The 22,422-nt window shown below is 42.4% G+C and carries 18 protein-coding genes, 1 other RNA gene and 1 other annotated feature; all 19 genes read left to right on the top strand.

The genetic code is table 11. The annotated features are described in order from the left end of the window. Positions 1–12: 12 nt before the first annotated feature. On the top strand, positions 13–777 hold the full coding sequence (tpiA, locus tag DEAC_RS04535) for a triose-phosphate isomerase (RefSeq protein ID WP_047808854.1): 765 nt from the start codon (positions 13–15) through the stop codon (positions 775–777). A 23-nt stretch (positions 778–800) separates the two neighbouring features. Beyond that, complete coding sequence (gene gpmI, locus DEAC_RS04530) at positions 801–2,345, top strand: 2,3-bisphosphoglycerate-independent phosphoglycerate mutase (protein WP_047808853.1); 1,545 nt, start codon at positions 801–803, stop codon at positions 2,343–2,345. A gap of 22 nt (positions 2,346–2,367) precedes the next feature. Further along, complete coding sequence (gene eno / locus DEAC_RS04525) at positions 2,368–3,651, top strand: phosphopyruvate hydratase (protein WP_047808852.1); 1,284 nt, start codon at positions 2,368–2,370, stop codon at positions 3,649–3,651. A 118-nt stretch (positions 3,652–3,769) separates the two neighbouring features. Further along, the gene (gene secG / locus DEAC_RS04520) at positions 3,770–3,994 is read left to right on the top strand and encodes a preprotein translocase subunit SecG (protein WP_047808851.1); all 225 of its coding nucleotides are present in this window, start codon (positions 3,770–3,772) and stop codon (positions 3,992–3,994) included. A 135-nt stretch (positions 3,995–4,129) separates the two neighbouring features. After that, positions 4,130–4,909 carry an alpha/beta hydrolase gene (locus DEAC_RS04515; protein ID WP_047808850.1) on the top strand — a complete coding sequence of 260 codons (780 nt, stop codon included), beginning with the start codon at positions 4,130–4,132 and terminating at the stop codon, positions 4,907–4,909. A gap of 120 nt (positions 4,910–5,029) precedes the next feature. After that, entirely contained in the window at positions 5,030–5,497 is a 468-nt protein-coding gene (gene smpB / locus DEAC_RS04510; protein WP_047808849.1) for an SsrA-binding protein SmpB, read from the top strand. 307 nt (positions 5,498–5,804) lie between these two features. After that, positions 5,805–6,156, top strand: a transfer-messenger RNA (tmRNA) gene (gene ssrA / locus DEAC_RS22580). Between the two features lie 385 nt (positions 6,157–6,541). Further along, complete coding sequence (locus DEAC_RS04505; protein WP_047808848.1) at positions 6,542–7,954, top strand: MFS transporter; 1,413 nt, start codon at positions 6,542–6,544, stop codon at positions 7,952–7,954. 402 nt (positions 7,955–8,356) lie between these two features. After that, positions 8,357–9,166, top strand: coding sequence for an HAD-IIA family hydrolase (locus tag DEAC_RS04500; RefSeq protein WP_047808847.1), 810 nt, complete (start codon positions 8,357–8,359; stop codon positions 9,164–9,166). Between the two features lie 38 nt (positions 9,167–9,204). Then, positions 9,205–10,821, top strand: a complete 1,617-nt coding sequence (glpA, locus tag DEAC_RS04495; protein WP_047808846.1) for an anaerobic glycerol-3-phosphate dehydrogenase subunit GlpA — start codon at positions 9,205–9,207, stop codon at positions 10,819–10,821. Positions 10,822–10,833: 12 nt separating this feature from the next. Beyond that, entirely contained in the window at positions 10,834–12,066 is a 1,233-nt protein-coding gene (gene glpB, locus DEAC_RS04490; protein WP_047808845.1) for an anaerobic glycerol-3-phosphate dehydrogenase subunit GlpB, read from the top strand. 15 nt (positions 12,067–12,081) lie between these two features. Continuing rightward, on the top strand, positions 12,082–13,305 hold the full coding sequence (locus tag DEAC_RS04485) for an anaerobic glycerol-3-phosphate dehydrogenase subunit C (RefSeq protein WP_047808844.1): 1,224 nt from the start codon (positions 12,082–12,084) through the stop codon (positions 13,303–13,305). 358 nt (positions 13,306–13,663) lie between these two features. Then, on the top strand, positions 13,664–15,244 hold the full coding sequence (locus DEAC_RS04480) for a Na/Pi cotransporter family protein (protein ID WP_053006281.1): 1,581 nt from the start codon (positions 13,664–13,666) through the stop codon (positions 15,242–15,244). A gap of 17 nt (positions 15,245–15,261) precedes the next feature. Further along, positions 15,262–15,966, top strand: a complete 705-nt coding sequence (locus DEAC_RS04475; RefSeq protein WP_047808842.1) for a glycerophosphodiester phosphodiesterase — start codon at positions 15,262–15,264, stop codon at positions 15,964–15,966. A gap of 224 nt (positions 15,967–16,190) precedes the next feature. Continuing rightward, a complete protein-coding gene (locus tag DEAC_RS04470) occupies positions 16,191–16,841 on the top strand; it encodes a phosphate signaling complex PhoU family protein (protein ID WP_047808841.1) in 651 nt (216 codons plus the stop codon). A 272-nt stretch (positions 16,842–17,113) separates the two neighbouring features. Beyond that, a complete protein-coding gene (locus tag DEAC_RS04465; RefSeq protein ID WP_047808840.1) occupies positions 17,114–18,265 on the top strand; it encodes a DUF4317 domain-containing protein in 1,152 nt (383 codons plus the stop codon). Positions 18,266–18,611: 346 nt separating this feature from the next. Next, positions 18,612–19,856, top strand: a complete 1,245-nt coding sequence (locus tag DEAC_RS04460; RefSeq protein WP_053006280.1) for a hypothetical protein — start codon at positions 18,612–18,614, stop codon at positions 19,854–19,856. Between the two features lie 263 nt (positions 19,857–20,119). Then, positions 20,120–20,758, top strand: a complete 639-nt coding sequence (locus tag DEAC_RS04455; protein WP_053006279.1) for a hypothetical protein — start codon at positions 20,120–20,122, stop codon at positions 20,756–20,758. A 131-nt stretch (positions 20,759–20,889) separates the two neighbouring features. Beyond that, positions 20,890–21,132, top strand: a binding site (T-box leader). 44 nt (positions 21,133–21,176) lie between these two features. After that, entirely contained in the window at positions 21,177–22,172 is a 996-nt protein-coding gene (trpS, locus tag DEAC_RS04450; RefSeq protein ID WP_047808839.1) for a tryptophan--tRNA ligase, read from the top strand. Positions 22,173–22,422: the final 250 nt, after the last annotated feature.

The raw sequence follows: 22,422 nt of genomic DNA, 5'->3' as shown, positions 1-22,422 counted from the left end.
GAGGAATTAACTGTGGCAAAGAGAAGACCTGTCATTGCGGGCAACTGGAAAATGTTTAAAACCGTAAAGGAAGCTGAAGATTATGCAGTAACGTTTTTAGAGGAAATTAAAGACGTCACTGCTCTTGATATTGTTCTCTGTGCTCCCTTTACTGCCCTCTATTCCCTTAAAAATGAAATGGAAGAAAGTATTGTCCATTTAGGGGCACAAAATATGTCCTGGGCTGATCAAGGTGCCTATACAGGTGAAATATCGGCTCAGATGCTGTTAGAAGCTGCTTGTACTTACGTAATCTTAGGACACTCCGAGCGCAGAGAAATGTTTGACGAAACCGACGAAATTATTGCCAAGAAGGTCCGCAAGGCCTTGGCTGCAGGGCTGACTCCTATTCTTTGCGTAGGAGAAAATCTCAGCATTCGTGAAGAAGGAAAAGCTGTTGAACGAGTGCAGGGTCAGGTGTCTAAGGCCTTGGAAGGTATTTCTCCGGAAGATCTTAGCCGGGTTGTTATTGCTTATGAACCTATCTGGGCTATTGGAACGGGGGAAACGGCTTCGAGTCAAGATGCTCAAGAAATGTGTGCCGCCATACGTTCCACACTTGCCGAGTTCATGGGAGCAGCTTCCGAAAAGGTGCCGATTCTTTATGGAGGAAGTGTTAAGGCGGACAATATTGCCGAATTATTGTCGGAATCCGATGTTGACGGGGCACTCGTCGGAGGGGCTAGCCTTGATCCTCAGGGATTTTCCAAATTAATACATAACGCTGCTTCAGTTTAGGCACGCGTGGAAGGAAACTAGAAATGAGTACTGACAAACCACTATTGCTGATGATTCTTGATGGCTGGGGATATCGCGCAACCCGAGAGGGGAATGCCATTGCTCAAGCGAACTTGCCCAATTTTCGGCGTTTGGAAAAGGATTATCCTCATACTCTGCTTCAGGCGTCAGGGGAAGCGGTGGGATTACCCAATGGTCAAATGGGCAACTCGGAAGTAGGACATTTGAACTTGGGAGCGGGGAGAGTTGTTTATCAGGAATTAACCCGTATCTTTAAAGCCGTCAAGGACAAAACACTTTTTGAGAATCCTGTTCTCATAGAGGCTATGAAATCTGCCCGCCTTCATAATCAGGCCTTTCATCTGATGGGCTTGCTGTCTAATGGCGGAGTGCATTCTCATATTGAACATTTATTTGCACTTCTCGAGATGGCTAAAAAAGAAGGTTTAAAGAAGGTGTTTATTCATGTCATTCTTGACGGTCGAGATGTCTTGCCCCAGAGTGCCAAAGAATACATTGCCCAGCTTGAGGAAAAGATTAAAGAACTGGGCATTGGACAAATTGCTTCAGTAAGCGGGCGTTATTACCTGATGGATCGGGATAAACGCTGGGAACGTTTGGAAAAAGGCTATCAAGCCTTGGTTTACGGCCAAGGAAAATTTGCTCCCAGTGCTCTTGCAGCAGTAGAAAATTCTTATGATATGCGTGTAACCGATGAGTTTGTACTTCCCACGGTAATTCTTGGGGATGATGAAAAGCCTGTAGGCTTAATTCAAGAAGGAGACAGTGTGCTCTTTTATAATTTCCGCTCTGACCGGGCGCGGGAAATTACCAGGGCTTTTGTGGACGAGGAATTCGCAGGTTTTGAGAGGCCGAATCGTCCCCATGTAAATTATGTGTGTATGACACAATATGACGATACGATTCCGGCTCCCATTGCTTTTCCCCAGCAAGATTTGAAGAATACTCTGGGTGAAGTCCTTTCCAAACTGGGGCATAAACAATTGAGAATTGCTGAGACTGAAAAGTACGCCCACGTAACTTTCTTTTTTAACGGCGGAATCGAAGAACCTGATCCGGGTGAAGAGCGAATTCTCATACCGTCGCCCAAAGTTGCAACCTATAATCTTCAGCCGGAAATGAGCGCTCCGGAAGTCACCAAAACACTTCTTGGTGAACTCAGAAAGAAGGCCTACGATGTAATCATTCTGAACTTCGCTAATCCGGATATGGTCGGACATACCGGTGTTTTCGAGGCAACGGTAAAGGCGGTGGAAACCGTTGATCAATGTCTGGGACAGATCGAGGCTGAATTGCACAGCATGGGCGGAACACTGCTCGTGACGGCAGATCACGGAAATGCCGAAGAGAAGATAGATCCTGAGACAAATCTTCCCTTAACGGCTCATTCCACAAATCTGGTACCGTTCATTTTGGTCAGCGACCAACTGAAAAGTACCGCTCTGCGTGAAGGCGGAGCCCTATGCGATGTGGCACCAACTATTTTGGAAATACTTCAGGTTCCCCAACCCAAGGAAATGACGGGGAAATCATTACTGAGGTCTTAATAAGAATAAGGGGGATTTTTCAATGAGTGTGATTACCGATGTTTATGCCCGGGAGATTCTTGATTCCCGCGGCAACCCGACTGTAGAAGTGGATGTTGTTTTAGCTGATGGCATTATGGGCCGAGCTGCTGTTCCTTCAGGTGCTTCGACAGGGGCTTTTGAAGCTGTGGAACTTCGTGACGGCGATAAGGCTCGTTTTATGGGAAAAGGTGTTCTGCAAGCCGTCGATAATGTCAATTCCGTGATTGCTCCAGAAGTCGAGGGACTATCTCCCTTTGATCAACCGGGTCTTGACCAATTGCTCAAAGAACTTGACGGTACAGAAAACAAAGGCAAACTAGGCGCTAATGCGATCCTTGGGGTATCATTAGCTGCGGCCAAAGCCGGAGCTGAATCCTTAGGTCTGCCACTCTATCAATATTTGGGCGGAGTCAACGCCAAAGAACTTCCCGTTCCCATGATGAATATCCTCAACGGCGGGAAGCATGCGGACAATAATGTGGATATTCAGGAATTTATGATTATGCCCGTGGGAGCATCGAGCTTTGCTGAAGCTCTGCGTATGGGTACAGAAGTCTATCATAGTTTAAAATCTGTCCTTAAAGAAAAGTCCCTGGCCACATCAATTGGCGATGAAGGCGGATTTGCACCGAGTTTGGAATCCAATGAGGATGCCTTGCTTTGCATCATGGACGCCATTCAAAGGGCTGGGTTTGTTCCCGGTGAACAAATAGCTTTGGCACTAGATGTAGCGGCTACTGAAATTTATGACAACGGGGCTTATCATCTAGCCGGAGAAGGTCTAACTAAGAGCTCTGAAGAAATGATTGACTACTATGAAGGCCTAATCAACCGTTACCCTATTGTCTCCATCGAAGACGGCCTTGCCGAAGAAGACTGGGAAGGCTGGGCTAAATTAACCCAGCGTTTAGGGGATCGAGTTCAGCTCGTTGGCGATGATTTATTTGTCACAAATCCTGCTCGTTTAGAACGTGGAATTGAAGCAAAATGTGCCAACTCTATTTTGATTAAAGTTAATCAAATTGGGACCCTCACTGAAACGTTAGATGCCATCGAAATGGCTAAAAGGGCAGGGTATACTGCGGTTGTCTCCCACCGTTCCGGTGAGACCGAAGATGTTACCTTAGCCCATATTGCAGTCGCAGTCAATGCCGGTATGATTAAAACCGGGGCTCCGGCACGAACAGAACGGGTTGCAAAATATAACGAACTGCTCCGCATTGAAGAAGAGCTTGGGGACAGTGCCATTTATCGCGGCAGAAAAGCCCTTGCCAGAAGCAAGTAATTACTCCGGCCAACATCCTTTTATGTTTGTTGAGTTTTCAGGCTGCTTGTGCTAAAATAGTCCTACTGACTATTTACGGTGACGATACAGCAGAGTGTTGTATTGGGGGGGTGTTTACTTGAAAATTGCTTTGATCGTGGTTTTAGTGCTTAGTTCTATAGGATTGATTGCCACTGTCCTTCTCCAATCTGGAAGAAGTGCGGGGCTGTCCGGAGCAATCTCTGGTGCCGGCGAATCCATTTTTGGGAAAAAGAAGGGCATGGATGAATTACTTGCTAAAGTTACAGCTGTCTTGGCTGCTGTCTTTCTTTTAAGCTCGCTGGGATTAGCAATGCTTCAGTAACAAGAGGAGTTTGGCCTTGATGGTTCGTTCCAAAGTCCGAACTGCGCTATAGTTATGATACATAAGGGACACTTCATATGAGGTGCCCCTTTCGTGCTATGTTTTGTGTAGTGAATTTAGACAGGAGGGGATCGAGTGAAACCGCAGAAACGGTTGGTGGATCCATTTTATTTTCCGGGAAATCCTGTAGGCTGTTTGCTTATTCATGGTTTTTCAGGATCGCCTTCTGAAATGCGTTATTTAGGCGAGCGATTGGCTGCCCTCGGCTGGACAGTTCTGGGAATTCGACTTTCAGGGCACGGGACCACGCCGGAAGAAATGGCAAATACCCGTTGGGAGGACTGGGTCAGTGATGCAGAAGCAGGTGTAACTGAGTTAAGAAAGACATGTTCCAAGGTAATCGGAATGGGACTTTCAATGGGAGGGTTATTAGCTCTGCATTTGGCAACACTAGATTTAGTTGATGGCCTGGTATCCATGAATTCACCGATGCTGCTGGCTGATCGGAGAACACGGTATGTACGCTTGATCCGTCCATTCCGAAAATTTGTCACAAAACCAAAGCCGCCTATTACTGCCCAAGTTCCTTCGGATTCTCGGGTAACTCAATTAAAACCGGAACGTTTTGTCTACGATAAAATCCCTATTGATTCTCTGATATCCTTGAACAAAGCCATTCACAAAGTTCGCCGCGAACTTAAACATATAAAATGCCCGGCCTTATTGATGCAAAGCCGAAAAGATTTCACCGTTGACTCAGCCAGTGTTCAAATGATTCGTAAGTACATCCAGGCTTGTGAACCCGAAGTGCTTTATTGGGAACATTCCGGACATATCTTGACGCTGGGGACTGAACGAGACGAGGTTGTCCTCAAGGTTCATGAGTTTCTTCAAAGATATAATAAGTTTCTATAATGGTTTTATAGGCAGTTTTAGTGGAAAGATGAAATGCTTAGAGCATGGATAAAATAGGGAATTGGGATGATTTATTGTATAATAAGTTGTTGTATGCTATAGATGAAAGGAGGAACTCATATGCCTTCTGAAGGGATAAAGGTTGTCTCTGAAAACCGTAAAGCTTTTCACGATTATTTCATAGAAGACCGACTCGAGGCTGGAATAATCCTTACCGGAACTGAGATAAAATCAATCAGGAATGGGCGTGTAAACTTAAAGGACAGTTATGCCCATTTAGATAATGGCGAGATTTGGGTGTATCAAATGCATATCAGTCCTTATGAACAAGGAAACCGCTTTAACCATGATCCGTTAAGGCCTCGAAAGCTGCTATTACACCGGTCAGAAATTAGCAAATTAGTCGGAAAGATTCAGCAGCAAGGCCTAACCCTAATTCCAACTAAAATGTATTTGAAAAAGGGCTTGGCAAAAGTCGAATTAGGAGTTGCTCAAGGGAAGAAGAATTACGATAAGCGTCAAGCACTGGCCGAAAAGGAAAGTAAACGAGATATTGAACGAGCATTAAAAGATCGGAACAGAAGTTAATAGAGTAAAGACATTTTTGCCAATATCAATCCCACTGATTATAGTTATTTAATTATTTATAACTGTTTATAAACTATAGATTTATTTCTAGTGAACTCGTTCAGCTAAAGCTGAACATGACATTATTGTCGAGCCGCTTTTCCCAAAAGAAATACTTAGCGGCGAAGGAGAACTCTACCCCACCTGAAGTTAACGAAGACATGATAATTAAAATAACTATAAATACTTACCATGATAATCCTGATATTCCAAAGAAAATTTGTTTGTTTTATGCTTAAATATGATATACTAATTATGTAATTAATTCGGGGGCGTTTTAGACTCGCTCGGGGAAGCGGTGGCAAAAGTTGCGCGTCGAGATTCCACCTGGTCTCGTTAAACGGTGGAAACAAATAGTTAACGAAGATAATTTCGCTCTAGCTGCCTAAGTGCCGCTAGCATCCTGCCTTCTGACCTACGGTGAAGGGTTCAGGGTGTCAAATTAGTAGGACGCTCTAATGTCAATGCTCGGAGACATTAGCTAAGATGATCGAGCTAGCCTGAAATGAATCCTTGCCTTTAGGAGTCACGACCGGCGAAACTTAAATTAAAGGACACACGCGTAGACGCTTTTGTGGTCGTTCTTCGATACAGGGGTGCAAGTCCCCTCGCCTCCGCCATAATTTGTCTGAAAACCCGCATTTCATGCGGGTTTAACTGTTTTTATGGGGTAAAGACCAGGGTCTGCTTGACAATTATTCAAAATTGTGCTAATATTAAGCCATAATTACTGTTAATGCTGTATATGGATTGGCTGGAGTTTAAAGAGAAAAGCCTTTTTTTAAGACGTACGGGAACGTATGCCTTAGAAGAAGGCTTTTTATTTTATCTTTACCAGCTTGTAATGTCCATTTCGTAATTCACAATGAAGCGTAATTATAAAAAAATGGATACAAGAAAGTATGCTGAATTATGAGTATTACGAAGCGCAACGGTAATATGTCAGGGGGTGAAAAAGCGAGTATTGGCGAACTAATTTTAATTCATTGAAAGAGGGGGGTTAGCATGAAAAACGGTGAATTTGTCGTTAAAACAAAAGATGATATTATCCGATTTATTGATCAGAATCCTACTCAAAAACGTGCATTCATGCTTGTTCTGATTGCACTTGGGGGTATCTTCCTAGAAGCCTACGATCTGACCATCTTAGGAACAGCCACCGATCAATTAATCAAGCAATTCCACCTAACAGCTGCTGGTTTGTCGGTTATTATGACGATAATGCCTTTCGGAGGGATGATTGGAGCGCTTGTAGGAGGACTATACACAGATCGATTTGGACGCAAATTGATGTTTCTAATTGATTTAATATTACTCGTGATAAGTTCTTTCGGCGCCGCTTTATCCCCTAGTCCGCAGATTCTGGGCTTTTTCAGATTTTTTCTGGGGATTGGAATTGGAATTGATGTCCCCATAGCATTTAGCTTTATTACAGAGCTTAGTAATTTCAAATCAAGAGGGAAGTACACTAATTATTGGCAAGTGTTTTGGTATCTTGCCACAACATCTTCGGCTTTAGTGGTAATAGGACTTTATAGTTTAGGTACTGGAAATACATTATGGAGATGGAGTGTAGCTGGGGGTGGACTCATTGCTCTGGCTGTTCTGATTCTGCGGTTAATGTTCTTAAAGGAAAGTCCAATGTGGGCAGCGAAAAATTTGCCCTTAAAAGAGGCAACGGAGATTTTAGAAAAAACCTACAAAATTAAGGTTAAATTGGAACAACCAGATGTAAGCGAAGACAAACATCTGAAAAAAGTACCTTTAAAGATCCTCTTTAACAAAAGATATAGGCCACGCACAATATTGGCAACTGCTATAAAAACGACCCAAAGCTTGCAGTATTATGCTGTAGGATTATACATTCCGCTTATCGCAGTCTTTGTAATGGGTGAAGGGAAACTGCAGAGTCTTGGCGGAACAGCTTTAATTAATTTGGCAGGGATTCTCGGTGGGTTTATCGGAGCTCAATTAACATTTAAGCTGGGTTCGCGCAAACTGTCAATTTTTGGTTACGTAATTGTTATTATCGCCATGCTTTCTATCGGATTTTCATATGGTGGGGTCCCGATGTGGGTCATAGCGTTATTAGTCGCTTTATTTCTCTTTGGACACTCGGCTGGTCCAGGGTCAAATGGAATGACTATGGGGGCGTTATCATTTCCAACAAGCCTTCGTGGACTCGGTTCAGGGTTCGTTGAGGGATCAAGTCGCTTAGGCAGTATGATTGGTACGTTCGCTTTTCCTATTATTCTTACGAACTTCGGACTTTCCAAAACCATGCTTATTTTATCATTAGCTCCACTAATTGGCTTGATTTCAGCATTAATTATTAAATGGGAACCCGTTGGTAAAGACATTGAACGAGAGGACGAAGAAGTTAGAGAGGAAATAAGACTGCAAACGACAGCACGTTGATTTTAAAAAGCTTGAATGCCTTGTGTTTGTCGGTACTCTGGTATTTGCAAGGCGTTCAAGCTTTTCCTGCTTCATCACATCAAGCGGGACTACGTGCCGAAGTCGGTCATACACCAGCATCAGCAATGATTTAACCAAAGATCTGCGTTGACATCAATTGAAGACTAAGGTATACTACAAAAATACTCGGTGAAGGATTATATGATTGTAATCCATATTTTTTAATGAAATTCCGTGGATTAAAAATGGCCTCGTTAGTCATCAGAAAAACAAAAGCTGTGGAAAACTATGGTTTGGAGATGTGAGAAAACCGTAGCCTTAAATTTCCTTCTTGAAAGGATAGATAAGGTTGCGGTTTTTTGTTTTAACGATGTCTTAGCTTAGAAATAAGGGGGTTGAATAATGCTTAACGACGACCTTAGCGGATATGCCTTTATATTTGATCTCGACGGAACACTATACATAGGTGATGAAATTATCGAGGGTGCACCATCTGCTTTGGAATGGATAAGGTCTAAAGATGCAAAGGTTAGATTTCTTACTAATAATCCTCGTTTTAGTGTTGAATATTATGTAAAAAAATTAAAGGGACTAGGGATATACGCCCTTCCAGAAGAAGTAATTACTTCTGCAGTAATCACAGCCAACTACCTAAAAAAGCGAAAGCAAAAGTATGGCCGCCTCTATGTAATTGGTGAACAGGAGCTGATTGAGCAGCTTACAAAAGCCGGCATAGCAATTTCTGCAGACTCCTCAGCGGAAACTGTACTTGTTAGTTTTGATACAACATTGAATTACGAAAAGCTGCTCAACGGGCATCGTGCCCTGAAAAAGGGCGCTGCATTTATTGCCACGAATCCCGATCCAGTATGCCCTTACCGGAATGATGGCTTACCTGATGCAGGAGCAATTATCGCAGCTTTTGAGGCTACGACTGGGCGAAAAGTTGAAATGATTTTCGGTAAGCCATCCAAGGATTTAGCGCTGCAAATAATAGAGGATTTAGGAATTACAAGAGACCATTGCATAGTAATTGGGGACAGGCTGACAACTGATATACAGTTCGGTAGCGAAGGCGGAATGAAAACGATCTGGGTAAACCCTGGGTTTAAAGAGTCTAAGACAGTTATTCCAGCGAACGGTGTGCAGCCTGATTTTACAATAAATTCTGTTCGCGAACTGCCAAAAGTTTGTAATGAAATTATTGAATAACGCTTCACTGGCACTATCAAAGAAGAGGTGGAGGACACATGATCGATTATGAGGTTGTCATCGTTGGAGGCGGCGCAACTGGGGTAGGAATATTACGGGATTTAAGCATGCGGGGGATTACTGCTTTACTTTTAGAACAGGGTGATCTCGCTCATGGAACAAGCTCTAGGTTTCATGGATTACTGCACAGCGGGGCACGTTACGCAGTAAAGGATCCCATTTCCGCTTCGGAATGCATTGAGGAGAATCTGATTCTCAAGAAAATTGCAGCACCTTGCATATCCAACACAGGCGGCTGGTTCGTACAGACGGTTGAGGATGATTCGTCGTTTGTTGAGCAATGGATTAAAGGATGTGCTCAAGCCCAAATTCCGATCCATGAAGTGCCTCTATCCGAGGCCTATGAAAAAGAACCTTTGTTAAGTAAGGAAATAGTAAGGGTATTCGAAGTTCCCGATGCCGCGGTTGATGGTTTTAAACTTGTTTGGGCGAATGCGAAATCCGCTAAACGTTATGGTGGACACTATAAAACCTACCATCAAGTTGAGAGCTTTCAATTTGAGGACCGAAGGGTTACGGGTGTGATCGCTCGAAACCTTTTGAATGGAGAAATGTTGACGATCTCTTGCAAAATTGTTGTCAATGCGGCGGGAGCATGGGCATCTAAGATTGCTGCTTTCGCGGGGGTTTCATTAGAGGTCATTTGCGACAAAGGAACGCTATTGGCATTTAATCAACGACTCTTCCAACGGGTTATCAATCGGCTGCATACGCCTGGAGATGGAGATATTTTTGTTCCCCATGAAACGATAACGATTTTAGGAACGACTTCGGAAATTGTTGATTCTCCCCGAGAAAACAGTCCCTTAAAGGAAGAAGCAAGGAAGTTGTTGGCAATAGGAGAAGAGGTGTTGCCTGAGCTGGAAAAATATCGAGTTATAAGGGCTTTTGCCGGAGTTCGGCCTCTTCATCGGGAAGACAGTGATGTTCCAGGGGCAGCGGAAGAAGGCCGGGAAGTCAGCCGAACGTTCGCCTTACTTGACCATGAGCTCCGAGATGGAGTTCGTGGGATTGTGAGCATCGTTGGCGGAAAGTTTACCACTTATCGGCTAATGGCTGAGAAGGTTACGGATTGGGTTTCCGATAAGTTAGGAAATGCCACACCTTGCCGCACGGCAGAGGAATGTTTGTCAGAGGTCCCCAATACCGTTCATGAAAAAGCACGGCGGCTTTTGCCCTGTGCTGCTGCTGAAAAAATGATTGATCGCCTGGGTGAGGATGCTGACAGTGTTTTGGCAGAGATTGAACGAAACCCCGGCAAAGGAAAAATGCTTTGCGAATGTGAAATGGTCAGTGTTGCAGAAGTTGAAAAGATAGCTTCAGACCAAGATACACATCATTTAGCAGACATACGGCGTAAGACACGCTTAGGTATGGGAACTTGCCAAGGAGCCTTCTGTACTTACCGTGCCCTGCCCTTGTTATGGAAGGATAAGGGGAAATATGACCCTATAGAAAAAGAATTGACACTCTTTATTAATCAGCGCTGGAAAGGAATCCACCCGGTTCTCTGGGGACAACAGCTGAGGGAAACGGAGTTAACTCGGGCGATTTATGCAAGTATCCTTCAGCTGAACGATAACCGAGGTGAATAAGGAGGTATTCCCATGTGGGATGGAATTGTCATTGGTGGGGGCCTCTCCGGGCTTATAGCAGGAATTCGGGCATCTGAAAAAGGCAAGCGGATGCTGGTGATTTCTGAAGGCGTGGGAAGCTTGACCTATAGTTCGGGGGTTATGGATTTTGGAGATGTTGAACGCCTAAAGGAAGAAAAGAATCATCCGTATGCTTTAATGGGTGAAACAGTGGTGCGAGCGGGAATGGAGTATTTTCAAAGGCTTTTTCCGGATTATCAAGGAGCATGGCAGAATTCCCAGCAGGTACTTACTCCTTTAGGCTCCCCGAGAGAGGCCGATTTGGTGCCAACTGGGCTAAATGCGGGAGTTTTGCAGAAAGCCAAGGAAATTGTGCTGATAGCTCCCGAAGGAATGAAAGACTTTTTTCCGGAGGTCATCAAAGCCAAGTTAGAGCGAGTTTATTCCAAAGCCAAGATTGAGATATACCCTGTTGCAGTTGAAGCCTTTGACATTTGGCGTAATTCTGGAAAATTAATAACGGGAATGGATTATGCAAAATACTGGCGTTCAGATCAGGGAGCAGTCAATTTAAAAAATATCCTAGGTAAACTTACCGAAGAAATGGCTTGTAGTTCCTCTGGGGCAACTTCAGGCGAAAAGCAAGGCGAAAAGAGCGCAATTATCTTTCCTGGGTTGGCAGCATGTTTTTCAAATGTCTTAAAAGGAGTTCTCGAGGAAGTTCCCTTGCCAATCGTCGAAATGACTGCTTTTCCGCCTTCTGCCAGCGGACAGTTCCTGTATGAAGCCTTGAAACAGAAGTTTAAAGCACTTGGCGGGGAATTACTTGTGGGGACCGGTGTCAAGAAAGTAGAGTTTCAAGGGAAACGCTGTCATACGGTCATTGTAAAGAGCAAAGGCAAAGATGTCACTTTTTCTGCGCAGTCATTTATCCTGGCGACGGGTGGCATTTTCGGAGGAGGAATTCAGGTAGGGCCTAAAGATGCAAATGAGTCTGTTATGGGGCTGCCTTTATACGTACCTGCTCAATGGACAAACAGTGAATTTTTAGGTGAACAGCCCTATGCCAAGATGGGGGTTGAGGTTGATCCTGAACTTCGTCCGCTCGCTGCCGGAAATCAGGAACCGCTCTTCGATAATGTTCGGATCGTTGGGCGCCTATTGGCTCATTGGGATCCCTGGTTGGATCATTGTGGCGGAGGGGTGTCACTCGCTTCCGGATGGTTAGCCGGAGAGATCTTATAGAAAGGATGCGGGATAATGGATCTGAAACAGGACAACGTTAAAAATTTGGATGCTTGTATTAAATGCAGCGCTTGTACAGCTCTGTGTCCGGTAGCCGCAGTGAACCCACTTTTCCCGGGTCCGAAGAGTGTTGGACCGGATGCCGAACGATTTAGACTTGAAGGAATCGAGATGGATATAAAATGTCTTAATTATTGTTCAAATTGCAAGACCTGTGAGGTAACCTGTCCCTCCGGTGTAAGAATTACATCAATGATCCTGGGAGCCAGGGAAAGAGCCAAACAGAGTAAGCATAGTGACGGGAAGACACTCCAACACAGATTCCGAGATCTCGTCTTGGGCAGAGCGGAATATTTAGGCCGCTTGGGTACAATCTGGCCGAGTATGACAAATACAGTGCTAAGTATATCTTTAATGCGTGTTTTGATGGAACAGATCTTGGGTCTCAGTCGTCATGCCCCTCTGCCTTCGTATCATACCAAATTCAAACCTCAAGGAAGCTTTGTCCAATCAGACAAACAGGTCGTCTATTTTCCCGGTTGTTTTGCCAAGTATAATGATGCCCAGACGGCACAGGCGGTTGTTAAAGTATTAGAGCACAATGGTTACCAAGTGATTGTTCCTAATTTCCACTGCTGTGGAGTTCCGCTGCAAGCCAACGGTTACTTTTCTCGTGGAAGAGAAAACGCCAAGAAGAACCTGGCCCTTATGGAGCCGTATTTGAAGGCCGGCCTACCTGTTATTACTTCTTGTACCAGCTGTGGTTTGGCACTTAAGGAAGAATATCCTGAACTTGCTGCCGCAGGCGCAGAATACATCGGACAGCAAACGTATGACTTATTTGAGTTCCTGTGGGAGCTGCACGAACGGGGAGAGCTCCGTGAAGACTTTCAATCGGTGCCGGTTTCTCTAGGTTATCATGCGCCTTGCCATTTAAAGACTCAAGGAATTGGTACGCCCTCGGTGCGCTTGCTGCGCTTAATTCCCGGAGTGCAGATCCAAGATCTCGACGCCGGATGCTGTGGCTTATCTGGAAGTTACGGTTTTAAAGAAGAAAAGTATGATATAGCCATGCAAATCGGGAAACCATTGTATCAGAGCGTTCAACAAGGAGTTGCGGAGGGGAGATTTCAGACAATGACCACTGAATGCGGAGGGTGTCAGGTTCAAATTCAGCATGGGTCCGGTGTTAAAACAGAGCATCCTGTGTGGTACCTGATAAGAGCGTATGATTTATAGACCGGTATCTGCAGGACTCTATTCATAGTTTAACGAAGTATTCATTATAGTTGAGAAGGCTCGCGTGGAATAGTTCAGTTGTTTTAAGAAATCGATGTATTTATAAAACGGTGATTTTATATTATAATGGAAATGATAAGATATTTTTTTATTTTTTGAGTCTTTACAAAATTTGATAGGCTAGGCAAGAGGTATAGAGAAAGCCGCAAATTTATCTGTATGTACAGGTTTATTTGTGCTTTTTTTATTTTATCGAGATACTTAGAACCTTTACTTAGTGATATTTTGGGGAAGGAGTTGAGAGGGTATTAGCAGTATAGAGACTATATTGTATTTCTTAGGTGGATTGGCTATTTTTATGTATGGGGTTCAAACAACTTCAGAAGCATTACAAAAATTTGCTGCCAATCGTTTGAAACAAATCCTACAGTCCATTACAAAGAAGAAATTTTTAGCGGTTTTATTTGGCGTTATCATGACAGTTGCGTTTCAAAGCAGCGCCGCGACAACAGTTTTAGTTGTTGAGTTTGTGAATACAGGGTTGCTCAATCTTGCCCAGGCCTTGGGAATTGTCTTAGGTTCTGCGGTAGGAACATCAATCTCTATTCAGCTTATCGCTTTTCAAATCCTCGATGTTGCCTTAGGTGCTTTATTTATTGGGTTTATACTTTATTTTGCAGGAAATAAACAGTGGAAGCATTTAGGCCAATCACTGATCGGATTTGGTTTGATCTTTGTCGGGATGGCTGATATGTCTACAGCCTCGGCTCCGCTTCGCGATATTCCTCAGGTCTATACGTTTTTGTCCCAATTGGGATCAAGGCCTTTATTAGCAATTATAGTAGGGCTGATTTTAACGACAGTAATTCAAAGCAGCACCGGTGTCTTTGCAATCATGATGTCTCTGGCAGGTCATCATTTGTTAGGCTTGGCTGCTATCGTTCCGTTAGTTATCGGTGCACATATCGGTGGTACGGTAACAACGTTACTAACCAGCATTACGGCCCAAAAAATGGATGCTAAGCGTACGGCAATAGCGAATACGGCTTATAAGGTCATAGCAGCAGTTTTAGTATATCCCTTTATGACACAATTTTCCTATCTTATTAAATGGACAACGAGCGATGTACAGCGGCAGGTGGCGAATGCCCATTTACTGTTTGCGGTTTTCATGGTTATAATATTTTTCCCCTTTAATAACCTAATAGCTAAAGCCTTGAATCGTTTGATTCAGGATCGCACTGGCCAAGACAGCGAATTAAAATTCAGGGCTATCGATGAGGATTCCTTGGAAGTGTCGGCAGTTGCCTTGAAACAGGCGAATCAGGAAATCTGTCTTTTAGGAGATTTTATTTGTACTAAAATGTTGCAGAGAATTCCGGAAGCTTATTTAGAGGATAATGAGAATTTAGCAGAGAACGTTGAGAAGGCTGAAGAGCATGTGGATTGGTATTACCGACACATCATGCGCTTCTTGGCAATTTTATCTCAAAAAGGCTTAACGGATGAACAAGCGGAAGAAAGTATGAATATCCAGTTTATCCTCAAGGAATTTGAAGATATTGGAGATGCAGTCATGGCAATGATTCAATTGTTTAAGAAATTGCATCTTGAAAAGTTAAATGGTCAAAAAGAAAGCTGGGAACACTTAGATGAGTTATATCAACAAGTATTCGAGCATCTTGTAATTGTCGTCAAGGCATTAAAGCATTGGGATTCGGAGGCAGCAGGGGAAGTGATACGGGACCATCCAGAGACAGTTCGCCTGCAGCGCACCTTACAGTTTAATTATTTGGCTCAAAACCCGCAAAATGAGGCAGACAATGAGATCAGGAATAAAGAGATATTCCGTTATGCTGTATTAGACTTAATTAGTTTACTGTATCTTGTAGATGAGCATACAGTAAATATTGCTCAGGTCATCATGGGAATTGTTTAATAAGGAAGGATAAAAAGATGAAGATTATAGGTCATCGAGGAGCGGCTGGCTCAGCTCCGGAAAATACGTTAGTATCCTTTGAAAAAGGCCTTGAATATGGGGTCGATGGTTTTGAGTTTGATGTACAGCTTTCAAGAGATGGAGAAATCGTAATTTGTCACGACGAGCGCGTTGATCGTACGAGCGATGGCGTTGGCTGGGTTAAGGATTTTAGCTTAAAGGAACTCAAGCAGCTTAATTTTGGAGTGGCCTTTGAAAAATATGCCCCCATTCCGACACTCTACGAATTACTTGCAATGTTAAAAGGCAGGTCTCTTACACTTAATGTTGAAATAAAGACGGGGCTTATACCATATCCGGGAATTGTAGACAAAGTGGTTAAATTGCTTGATAAGTTCGGAGTGACCGATCAAAGTATTATTTCTTCGTTTGAACATAAGACAATCGTTGAAGTGATCAAGAACCATCCTCAAATCAGTACAGGATTGCTATATGATTGTGGGCCAATCAACCCTTGGATTTATGCCCAGAATTTGGGAGCTGTTAATCTTCACCCTCATTTTGCCTTTGTTAATCCGGAGTTAGTGTCAGAAAGCCATAGCCGAGGTATTGGTATTAATACATGGACAGTGAATGAACCGTGGCAAATGGAACATGTCCTAGAGTCAGGAGTGGATATGATTATTACAAATTATCCGGAACGGTTTGTAAAAAACAGGTAAAAGATTTGGCAATTTCGTTTTTGTGTAATTCAGTGGTATTGAGATATAAATATCTGTGTTTTTAATGAAAACTTGAAATGTAAAAGGCTGAGAGACGAAGAGAAGCCGCTTTCATAAATGCAGTGATAAACATCAAATAGCCGTAACTAAATTAAATGGCATCTTGTATAATAGGGATACCCCTGAAAATACATGTAAATATTTATGAAAAGAGGTACTGCTTCATGGGAGCTTTTCGTACATCAGGGTATGATAAAGTATTAATGAATCTACCGGTGATGACCATAGAATTGGCGGAGGCTGTTCAAAAACAAATTTCTTTGGCGATTGAGACTTTAGCTAATAAAGCCATCACCCAAGACTGGGAGCAATGTGACGATATTATCGATCAAATGCGGGACAATATAATAAACCGTTGTTTGTATATCATGAGCCTGCAGCAGCTTAGAAGTCAGGATTTACGCTGGATTTTGGGTTTTCAGCGTATTGCCCAAGAACTAGAACGTGTCGCAGACTATGCTTGCGATATCACTGAATTGAGTGATCTCAAACCGGATAGAAATTGGTTCGAAGATGTTTTACAAATGGCAAAGCATTTACTTGAAATGATGGAGTATACAGTTAATGTCTTAAAAGGAGAAAAAGAGTATACTGAAGATTTGGCAGATCAGGACGATCTGTTAGATGAAGCCTATCACAGATTAAAAACCGCTTTGGCTAAAGGCAATCTAACAAAAAGCGATGAGGGGCAGCTGGGTATAAGTATACTTGTTGCTCGGACACTTGAACGAATGGGGGACCATATTGTTAACGTGGCAGAGACTCTTTTTTATATAAAAACAGGAAAGAAGCGCCTAGATGCAGAAATATCATAATAGACTAAGATCAAGACATAACGGCATTTGGTTAATAACCAGATGACCGTTTATTTTTGCTCTTAGGTTGGGGGGAACGACGTTCACTAGTTATTGCGATGGCTCTCTAAAAATTATATATATGGTACCAGTAGCAGCTCCAAACTATTTGGTAAGGCAGATGGATCAACGCAGCCACTAATTTCTTTGCTTTAGCTGAGCGAGTTCACTTTCATATCCGACTATGTTAACATTTAAGATATTGAGAAATTATATAACTAAGGGGATTAAGAATGGACAAAAATGATCTCGCCAAGCTCAGAAAAGAATTTAAGGCAGGCAATGATGGGCTAAAATTAGGGGAAATTTGCAGTGTTTATATCAAAAAAGATAATGCACAAATTCTTGGGGTGGAAACCGAATATTTTGAGCAAATGGACGAATTAAAACAAGAGTTTTACCTCAAAGGATTTAAAAAGCTCCTTACAGGTCAACTGGATAGTAAAATATTTGAACTAAGTTTTGCGGACAATAAACTTGGTGAAAACCCGGAGCAAAAGGTCCTGTTTGAGGCCCTAAACTCAGATTTCAAAGAACAGATTGGGCACATTGTGAAAAAAATCATGGATCACAGCGAATCCTACGAATCGGATTATATGATTTCATTTACCCGTGGGGAATTTTGGATCCCTGCAAAAAACGAAGTGGGCGAAGATGACGCAGCGAAAAACGATGTTGTTAATGCTTTTCAATTTATGATGGGTACAGTCAACTTGGTGTCCAGTCCCAAACGGGCCTTAATGTTTGATTTTGAGGAAAAAAACTTTAGAGTTGATATCCCGATGAATGTTTATATCAATGCCGTATCACCTGAAGAGGGATTTGTGTTTCCGTCCATGAGTGATGGGTATGCAGATACGAATAAGGTCATTTATTATACTAAAAAGGATAATCAACCTAGTGAAGCTTTCATTCACCATGTTTTAAATTGCGAACTAGTCCCAACAGCTCAAGATGATAAAGAACGGTTTTTAACGATTATCAAAGATGTCGCCGGAGATCAGGTTGAACCTGAAGTAATAGCCAATGTTTATGAACAGATAAGTGATTGCATCCTTGATGCCAATGAAGACGGCGAGATCCCGACTCTTGGCGTCAAGGCTATTGAACAAATACTTGTCAAAAGCGGAATTGAAGATACACGCAAATTAGAAAGTTCATTTTTAGTCAATACGGAAAAGGCAGATTATGAATTTAAGGCGACCAACCTGTTACCAAGCAGCAAGGTGATTGAAATTAAAAGCAACGTCGCCCAAATTAAAATTCGTCATGAGGACTTAAAACGCATCAAACAAGTCAAGAGGAATGGGCGACAGTATTTACTAATTGAGATTGATGACCCTGCAATTTTGGAAGGCTTTGAATTGAGTACAGAGGAATTTTAACCTCGTTCGCCAAGAAGTTACCCACCTCTAAGCGTTAGCGTAGGTGGTTGGAGTATGTCACAACACAATTAAAGACAAAAAACGATTAAATATGGCTAAGAAACTATTTTAGCTTATTTAATCGTTTTTTGTCTTTTATAGTTCATATTATTTTGCTAGTCCAGCCGTTTTCATTTATTGTTGTCGAAAAGTCTTAACAAGCGGGAGTGGTTTAGCTTTAGCTGAACTCAAAATAGTCAATGAATTACCTTGACATACTGTTTCATCTGTATATAATGTATATATACAGATGAAACTCCTTACTGGCAGGTAAGCCCTAATATCTAAAAGAAAGAGAGGGAATACTATGAAACCAAGAAAAAAATTAATCTCAGCCGCGCTTGGGGTCTCTATGCTCCTAGTTGCAACCGGGTGCAGCCCGAACCAATCTCAAATTTTTCAGGCGTCCATGAATCTTGGAAATGCTAACTCCTTGCAGGAGCACACGACCCTGACATTTCAGGCCGACGGGTCGGGATTTTCTCCAAGTGACCAGCAGCAAGTTGACAGGGTCCTCGCGGTTTTAAACAACGCCAAGCTGGATCTTGATGTTAAATCCAACAGCAACGAGCAAAAAACGGCCTCGACTGCAGAGATGGAAATGAAACTGGCGCTGCAGGGTATGAATATCGATGTGCCTGTCTGGGTGAATTCCAACATGGAGGGGAAAACCCCTGAAGTCACAGAGATTGTAAAAGTCCCTACCCTCGCAGCAGCTTCTTTGCCTTCGCAGTTCGCAAGCAAGGAATACATGGTTTTTAAGCCCTTCGACAAGGCTGCGGAGAACATAGACGCCACAGCGTTCATGAATTTAAACAAGAATCTACAAGCCGCAACAATGCAGTTCTTGACGGCTTATGCTCAGCAGTTCAATCCCGACATCGATGTCATTGATCAAGGTGTTAAAGACATCGAGACGAGTAAGGGCACGGTTCCGGCCCGAATTTATGAAATCAAGCTGAATGACGCTCAGTTTAAGAAACTTATTCGCTATGCGGTCAATAACTTTGTTCAAAATGCTGATGCAATGAACTATGTCAAAGAACTGATGGATTCCAGCCTCCAGTTCAGCCAGACTCCCGATAAAGACGAGATCATCAGTCAATTCGACCAGGCCTTTGCTCAGTTCAAAGCCAACCGATCGGCGTTTCTCAGCCAATTCAACACGGTCATGGACAAATTGCAGAACGTCACGATTTTGGGAGACAAAGGCATAGATATTCAGTATGATATTTCCAGCGGTTATGTTGTAAAAGAAAGCGGAACCGTGGATCTTAAGCTTGACTTGGCCCAGCTCAGTCAGTTCATGAATACACTGCCCCCGACTCTAAATGCTCAAGGTCAACAAACCAGTGAACAGAAAGATGCCGTTCAGTCTTCCACTGCGAAGGGAACATTGAATTTGGCAATCAACTTTGCGACCGATGTGTCGGATATTAACAGTCTGCCTGTGATTGAGATGCCGCAAGTTGACAGCAGCAATTCATTTGATTACCAGGATTTAGTCAACTCTCTGAACGCAAACACAAAGGTGAAATCATCGGTAAAGTAGTTGATGAAAGCGGGAAAGATATTACGTCAACGGTTCCTGTTACACAGTTAGCAGCAATAGCCTCCCTAAGTTCATCAATTACGTTAGATTCAAGCAAAGGTTTAGGTACGATAACCTTTAAATCTTCTTCAGATCTTGATAAACCAATTATTATTACACTTACGGACTTAACTACCGGAAAAGTTGTGAGTTATAATTCCTCTTCGCCCAATGCCATCCCTGCGACTGGAGCTGTCTCATTTGGAACACATCGAACTCTTAATATGAGCAGTTTCTCAAAAGTTGGGACTACTACGGCAACCTTTAACTACCAAGTACTCGATGAAAGCGGAAAAGATATTACGTCAACTGTTCCGGCTGCACAGTTATCAGCGGTAACCTCCGTAAGTTCATCAATTACCCTGGATCCAAACAAAGGTTTAGGTACGATAACCTATAATTCTGCTTCAGATAGTGATAAATCAATAATTATTACACTGGTAGACTTAACTACCGGAAATGTTGCGACTCTTGATTCTTCTTCCGGCGCAGGCTCTTATACTGCCCCCGCTAATAATTCTGCGTCTGAAGTTTCAAGCTCCAATCAATACTCAGATCAAAAGGTCAGTAAAATTGCAATTAACTCAACGAAATTGGGAATACCCTTACCTTACGGTAATCAAAGGGTAGGTTATGCGACATATACCGTGTATGATCAATACGGCGCTGATATTACAAGTACTTCTCTGGCCAATAATATTCAATTCACCTCAAATGTGGGGACAATTACGGCTAAGCGTGGTTTAATCACATTGAGTTTTTTCTCGAATATTAATTCTGAATCACTTACTAACATTACAATAACTGGTGTTGACTCAAACAGCAATGTTACAACAACTGCGACGTTGACAGTTGGGCATTAGTTCAGTCAAACACTGAACAAGTTTGTGTTGGGCTTCTGCTCTCCTTTGTTTGGGTGAAGATGCTGGCGAGGAACAAAACTTGATTTAATGTCTTTAAACTGTTAAACTAGTGTTCAACAATTAAATAGTAATTAAAAGCGATGATAGAGAAGAGTAAATGTTTAGGAAGCATTAGAGAGCTGATGGTTGGTGAGAATCAGTGTGGAGTAAATATTGAATGGCCTCTTGAGCAGCAACCCGAAATGGTAGTAGGAGTTGACGTGATAATCCACACGTTACAAAAGGTGCCGTATTATTTTTAGTACGGAAAGAGTGATTTAATATATGTAATATTAAATAATTATGGGTGGTACCACGGTCCAATCGTCCCTTTTAGGATGATTGGACTTTTTTATTTTAGTTAAAAGGAGAGTTATTTATGGCGGTAATTTTCTCAGGTGTACAACCTAGTGGCACAATTACTTTAGGGAATTATCTCGGAGCAATGAAAAGCTTTACAAAGTATCAAAATGAGCATGAGTGCTATTTCTGTATTGTCAACCAACATGCTATCACGGTTCCCCAAGAACCGAATCAACTCAGAAATAACATCAGGAATTTAGCCGCATTATATTTGGCAATAGGTTTGGACCCGGATAAAGTTACACTATTTATCCAATCCGAAGTACCTGAACATGCTAAATTAGGTTGGATAATGACTACTTTATCTTATATTGGAGAGCTTGAACGGATGACTCAATATAAAGATAAATCGCAACGTCATGGGAGTGGTGACTCTATCCCTGCTGGCTTATTAACTTATCCGCCGTTAATGGCTGCGGATATACTCCTTTATCAAACTGACTATGTTCCGGTTGGAGATGATCAGAAACAACATATTGAAATAACCAGGGATTTAGCACAGCGTTTTAATAATCGTTATGGAGAAACGTTTAAAATTCCTGCTATTCACACTCCAGAAGTTGGAGCAAGAATTATGTCATTACAAGAACCAAAGAAAAAGATGAGTAAATCTGATGTAAATTCCTCGGCAACTATTTTTTTGCTTGACGAACCGGAATTAATCCTGAAAAAGCTTAAAAAGGCTCAAACAGATTCGGAAAACAGAATTTCTTACGATAAAGAGCTTAAGGCAGGGATATCGAATCTTATGGCGATATATGCTTTAATTACTAGTAAGTCAATTAAAGAAATCGAGCAGCTTTATGACGGAAAAGGCTACGGACAATTTAAAAATGATGTGGCCGAAGTGATTATTGAGGCTATTCGCCCCATTCAAGAAAGGTATAAGGAATTTGTTAATAGTGACTATCTTGATCAAGTATTGACGGACGGTGCAGCTAAAGCTTCCCAAAAAGCGGCAGCGACACTTAATAAAGTCGAAGATCTAATGGGTTTATCAAGAAGAAGATAAGTGTTCGGAAATAGGTGATGCATAAAGCTATGACCCAGTAGAAAAATATCTATTGGGTCATTTACATTGTTAGGGCATCAGATGGAAGGGGTGAAAGACCACCAGGAGGGTGCTTCTGGTTGATTCAGTGATTATGCCTGTTTATAATGAAGGAAGTCAGATCTATTCGAACGTTTCGCAAGAAATATACATCTTAGAGTACAATCAAGTAGAAAACTCAATCGTTCTGATGGTGAATGATAGATCTCAT

The organism is Desulfosporosinus acididurans (assembly GCF_001029285.1).
Classification (GTDB): domain Bacteria; phylum Bacillota; class Desulfitobacteriia; order Desulfitobacteriales; family Desulfitobacteriaceae; genus Desulfosporosinus; species Desulfosporosinus acididurans.
This window is presented reverse-complemented; position numbering and strand designations above follow the sequence as displayed.

Bases quoted from the DNA above. Each gene is read 5' to 3' on its own strand.
- glpA (WP_047808846.1), top strand. From the start codon at position 9,205: ATGATCGATTATGAGGTTGTCATCGTTGGAGGCGGCGCAACTGGGGTA.
- glpB (WP_047808845.1), top strand. From the start codon at position 10,834: ATGTGGGATGGAATTGTCATTGGTGGGGGCCTCTCCGGGCTTATAGCA.
- DEAC_RS04465 (WP_047808840.1), top strand. From the start codon at position 17,114: ATGGACAAAAATGATCTCGCCAAGCTCAGAAAAGAATTTAAGGCAGGC.
- DEAC_RS04480 (WP_053006281.1), top strand. From the start codon at position 13,664: ATGTATGGGGTTCAAACAACTTCAGAAGCATTACAAAAATTTGCTGCC.
- DEAC_RS04500 (WP_047808847.1), top strand. From the start codon at position 8,357: ATGCTTAACGACGACCTTAGCGGATATGCCTTTATATTTGATCTCGAC.
- DEAC_RS04485 (WP_047808844.1), top strand. From the start codon at position 12,082: ATGGATCTGAAACAGGACAACGTTAAAAATTTGGATGCTTGTATTAAA.
- DEAC_RS04460 (WP_053006280.1), top strand. From the start codon at position 18,612: ATGAAACCAAGAAAAAAATTAATCTCAGCCGCGCTTGGGGTCTCTATG.
- gpmI (WP_047808853.1), top strand. From the start codon at position 801: ATGAGTACTGACAAACCACTATTGCTGATGATTCTTGATGGCTGGGGA.
- smpB (WP_047808849.1), top strand. From the start codon at position 5,030: ATGCCTTCTGAAGGGATAAAGGTTGTCTCTGAAAACCGTAAAGCTTTT.
- trpS (WP_047808839.1), top strand. From the start codon at position 21,177: ATGGCGGTAATTTTCTCAGGTGTACAACCTAGTGGCACAATTACTTTA.
- DEAC_RS04455 (WP_053006279.1), top strand. From the start codon at position 20,120: ATGAGCAGTTTCTCAAAAGTTGGGACTACTACGGCAACCTTTAACTAC.
- eno (WP_047808852.1), top strand. From the start codon at position 2,368: ATGAGTGTGATTACCGATGTTTATGCCCGGGAGATTCTTGATTCCCGC.
- DEAC_RS04475 (WP_047808842.1), top strand. From the start codon at position 15,262: ATGAAGATTATAGGTCATCGAGGAGCGGCTGGCTCAGCTCCGGAAAAT.
- DEAC_RS04505 (WP_047808848.1), top strand. From the start codon at position 6,542: ATGAAAAACGGTGAATTTGTCGTTAAAACAAAAGATGATATTATCCGA.
- DEAC_RS04470 (WP_047808841.1), top strand. From the start codon at position 16,191: ATGGGAGCTTTTCGTACATCAGGGTATGATAAAGTATTAATGAATCTA.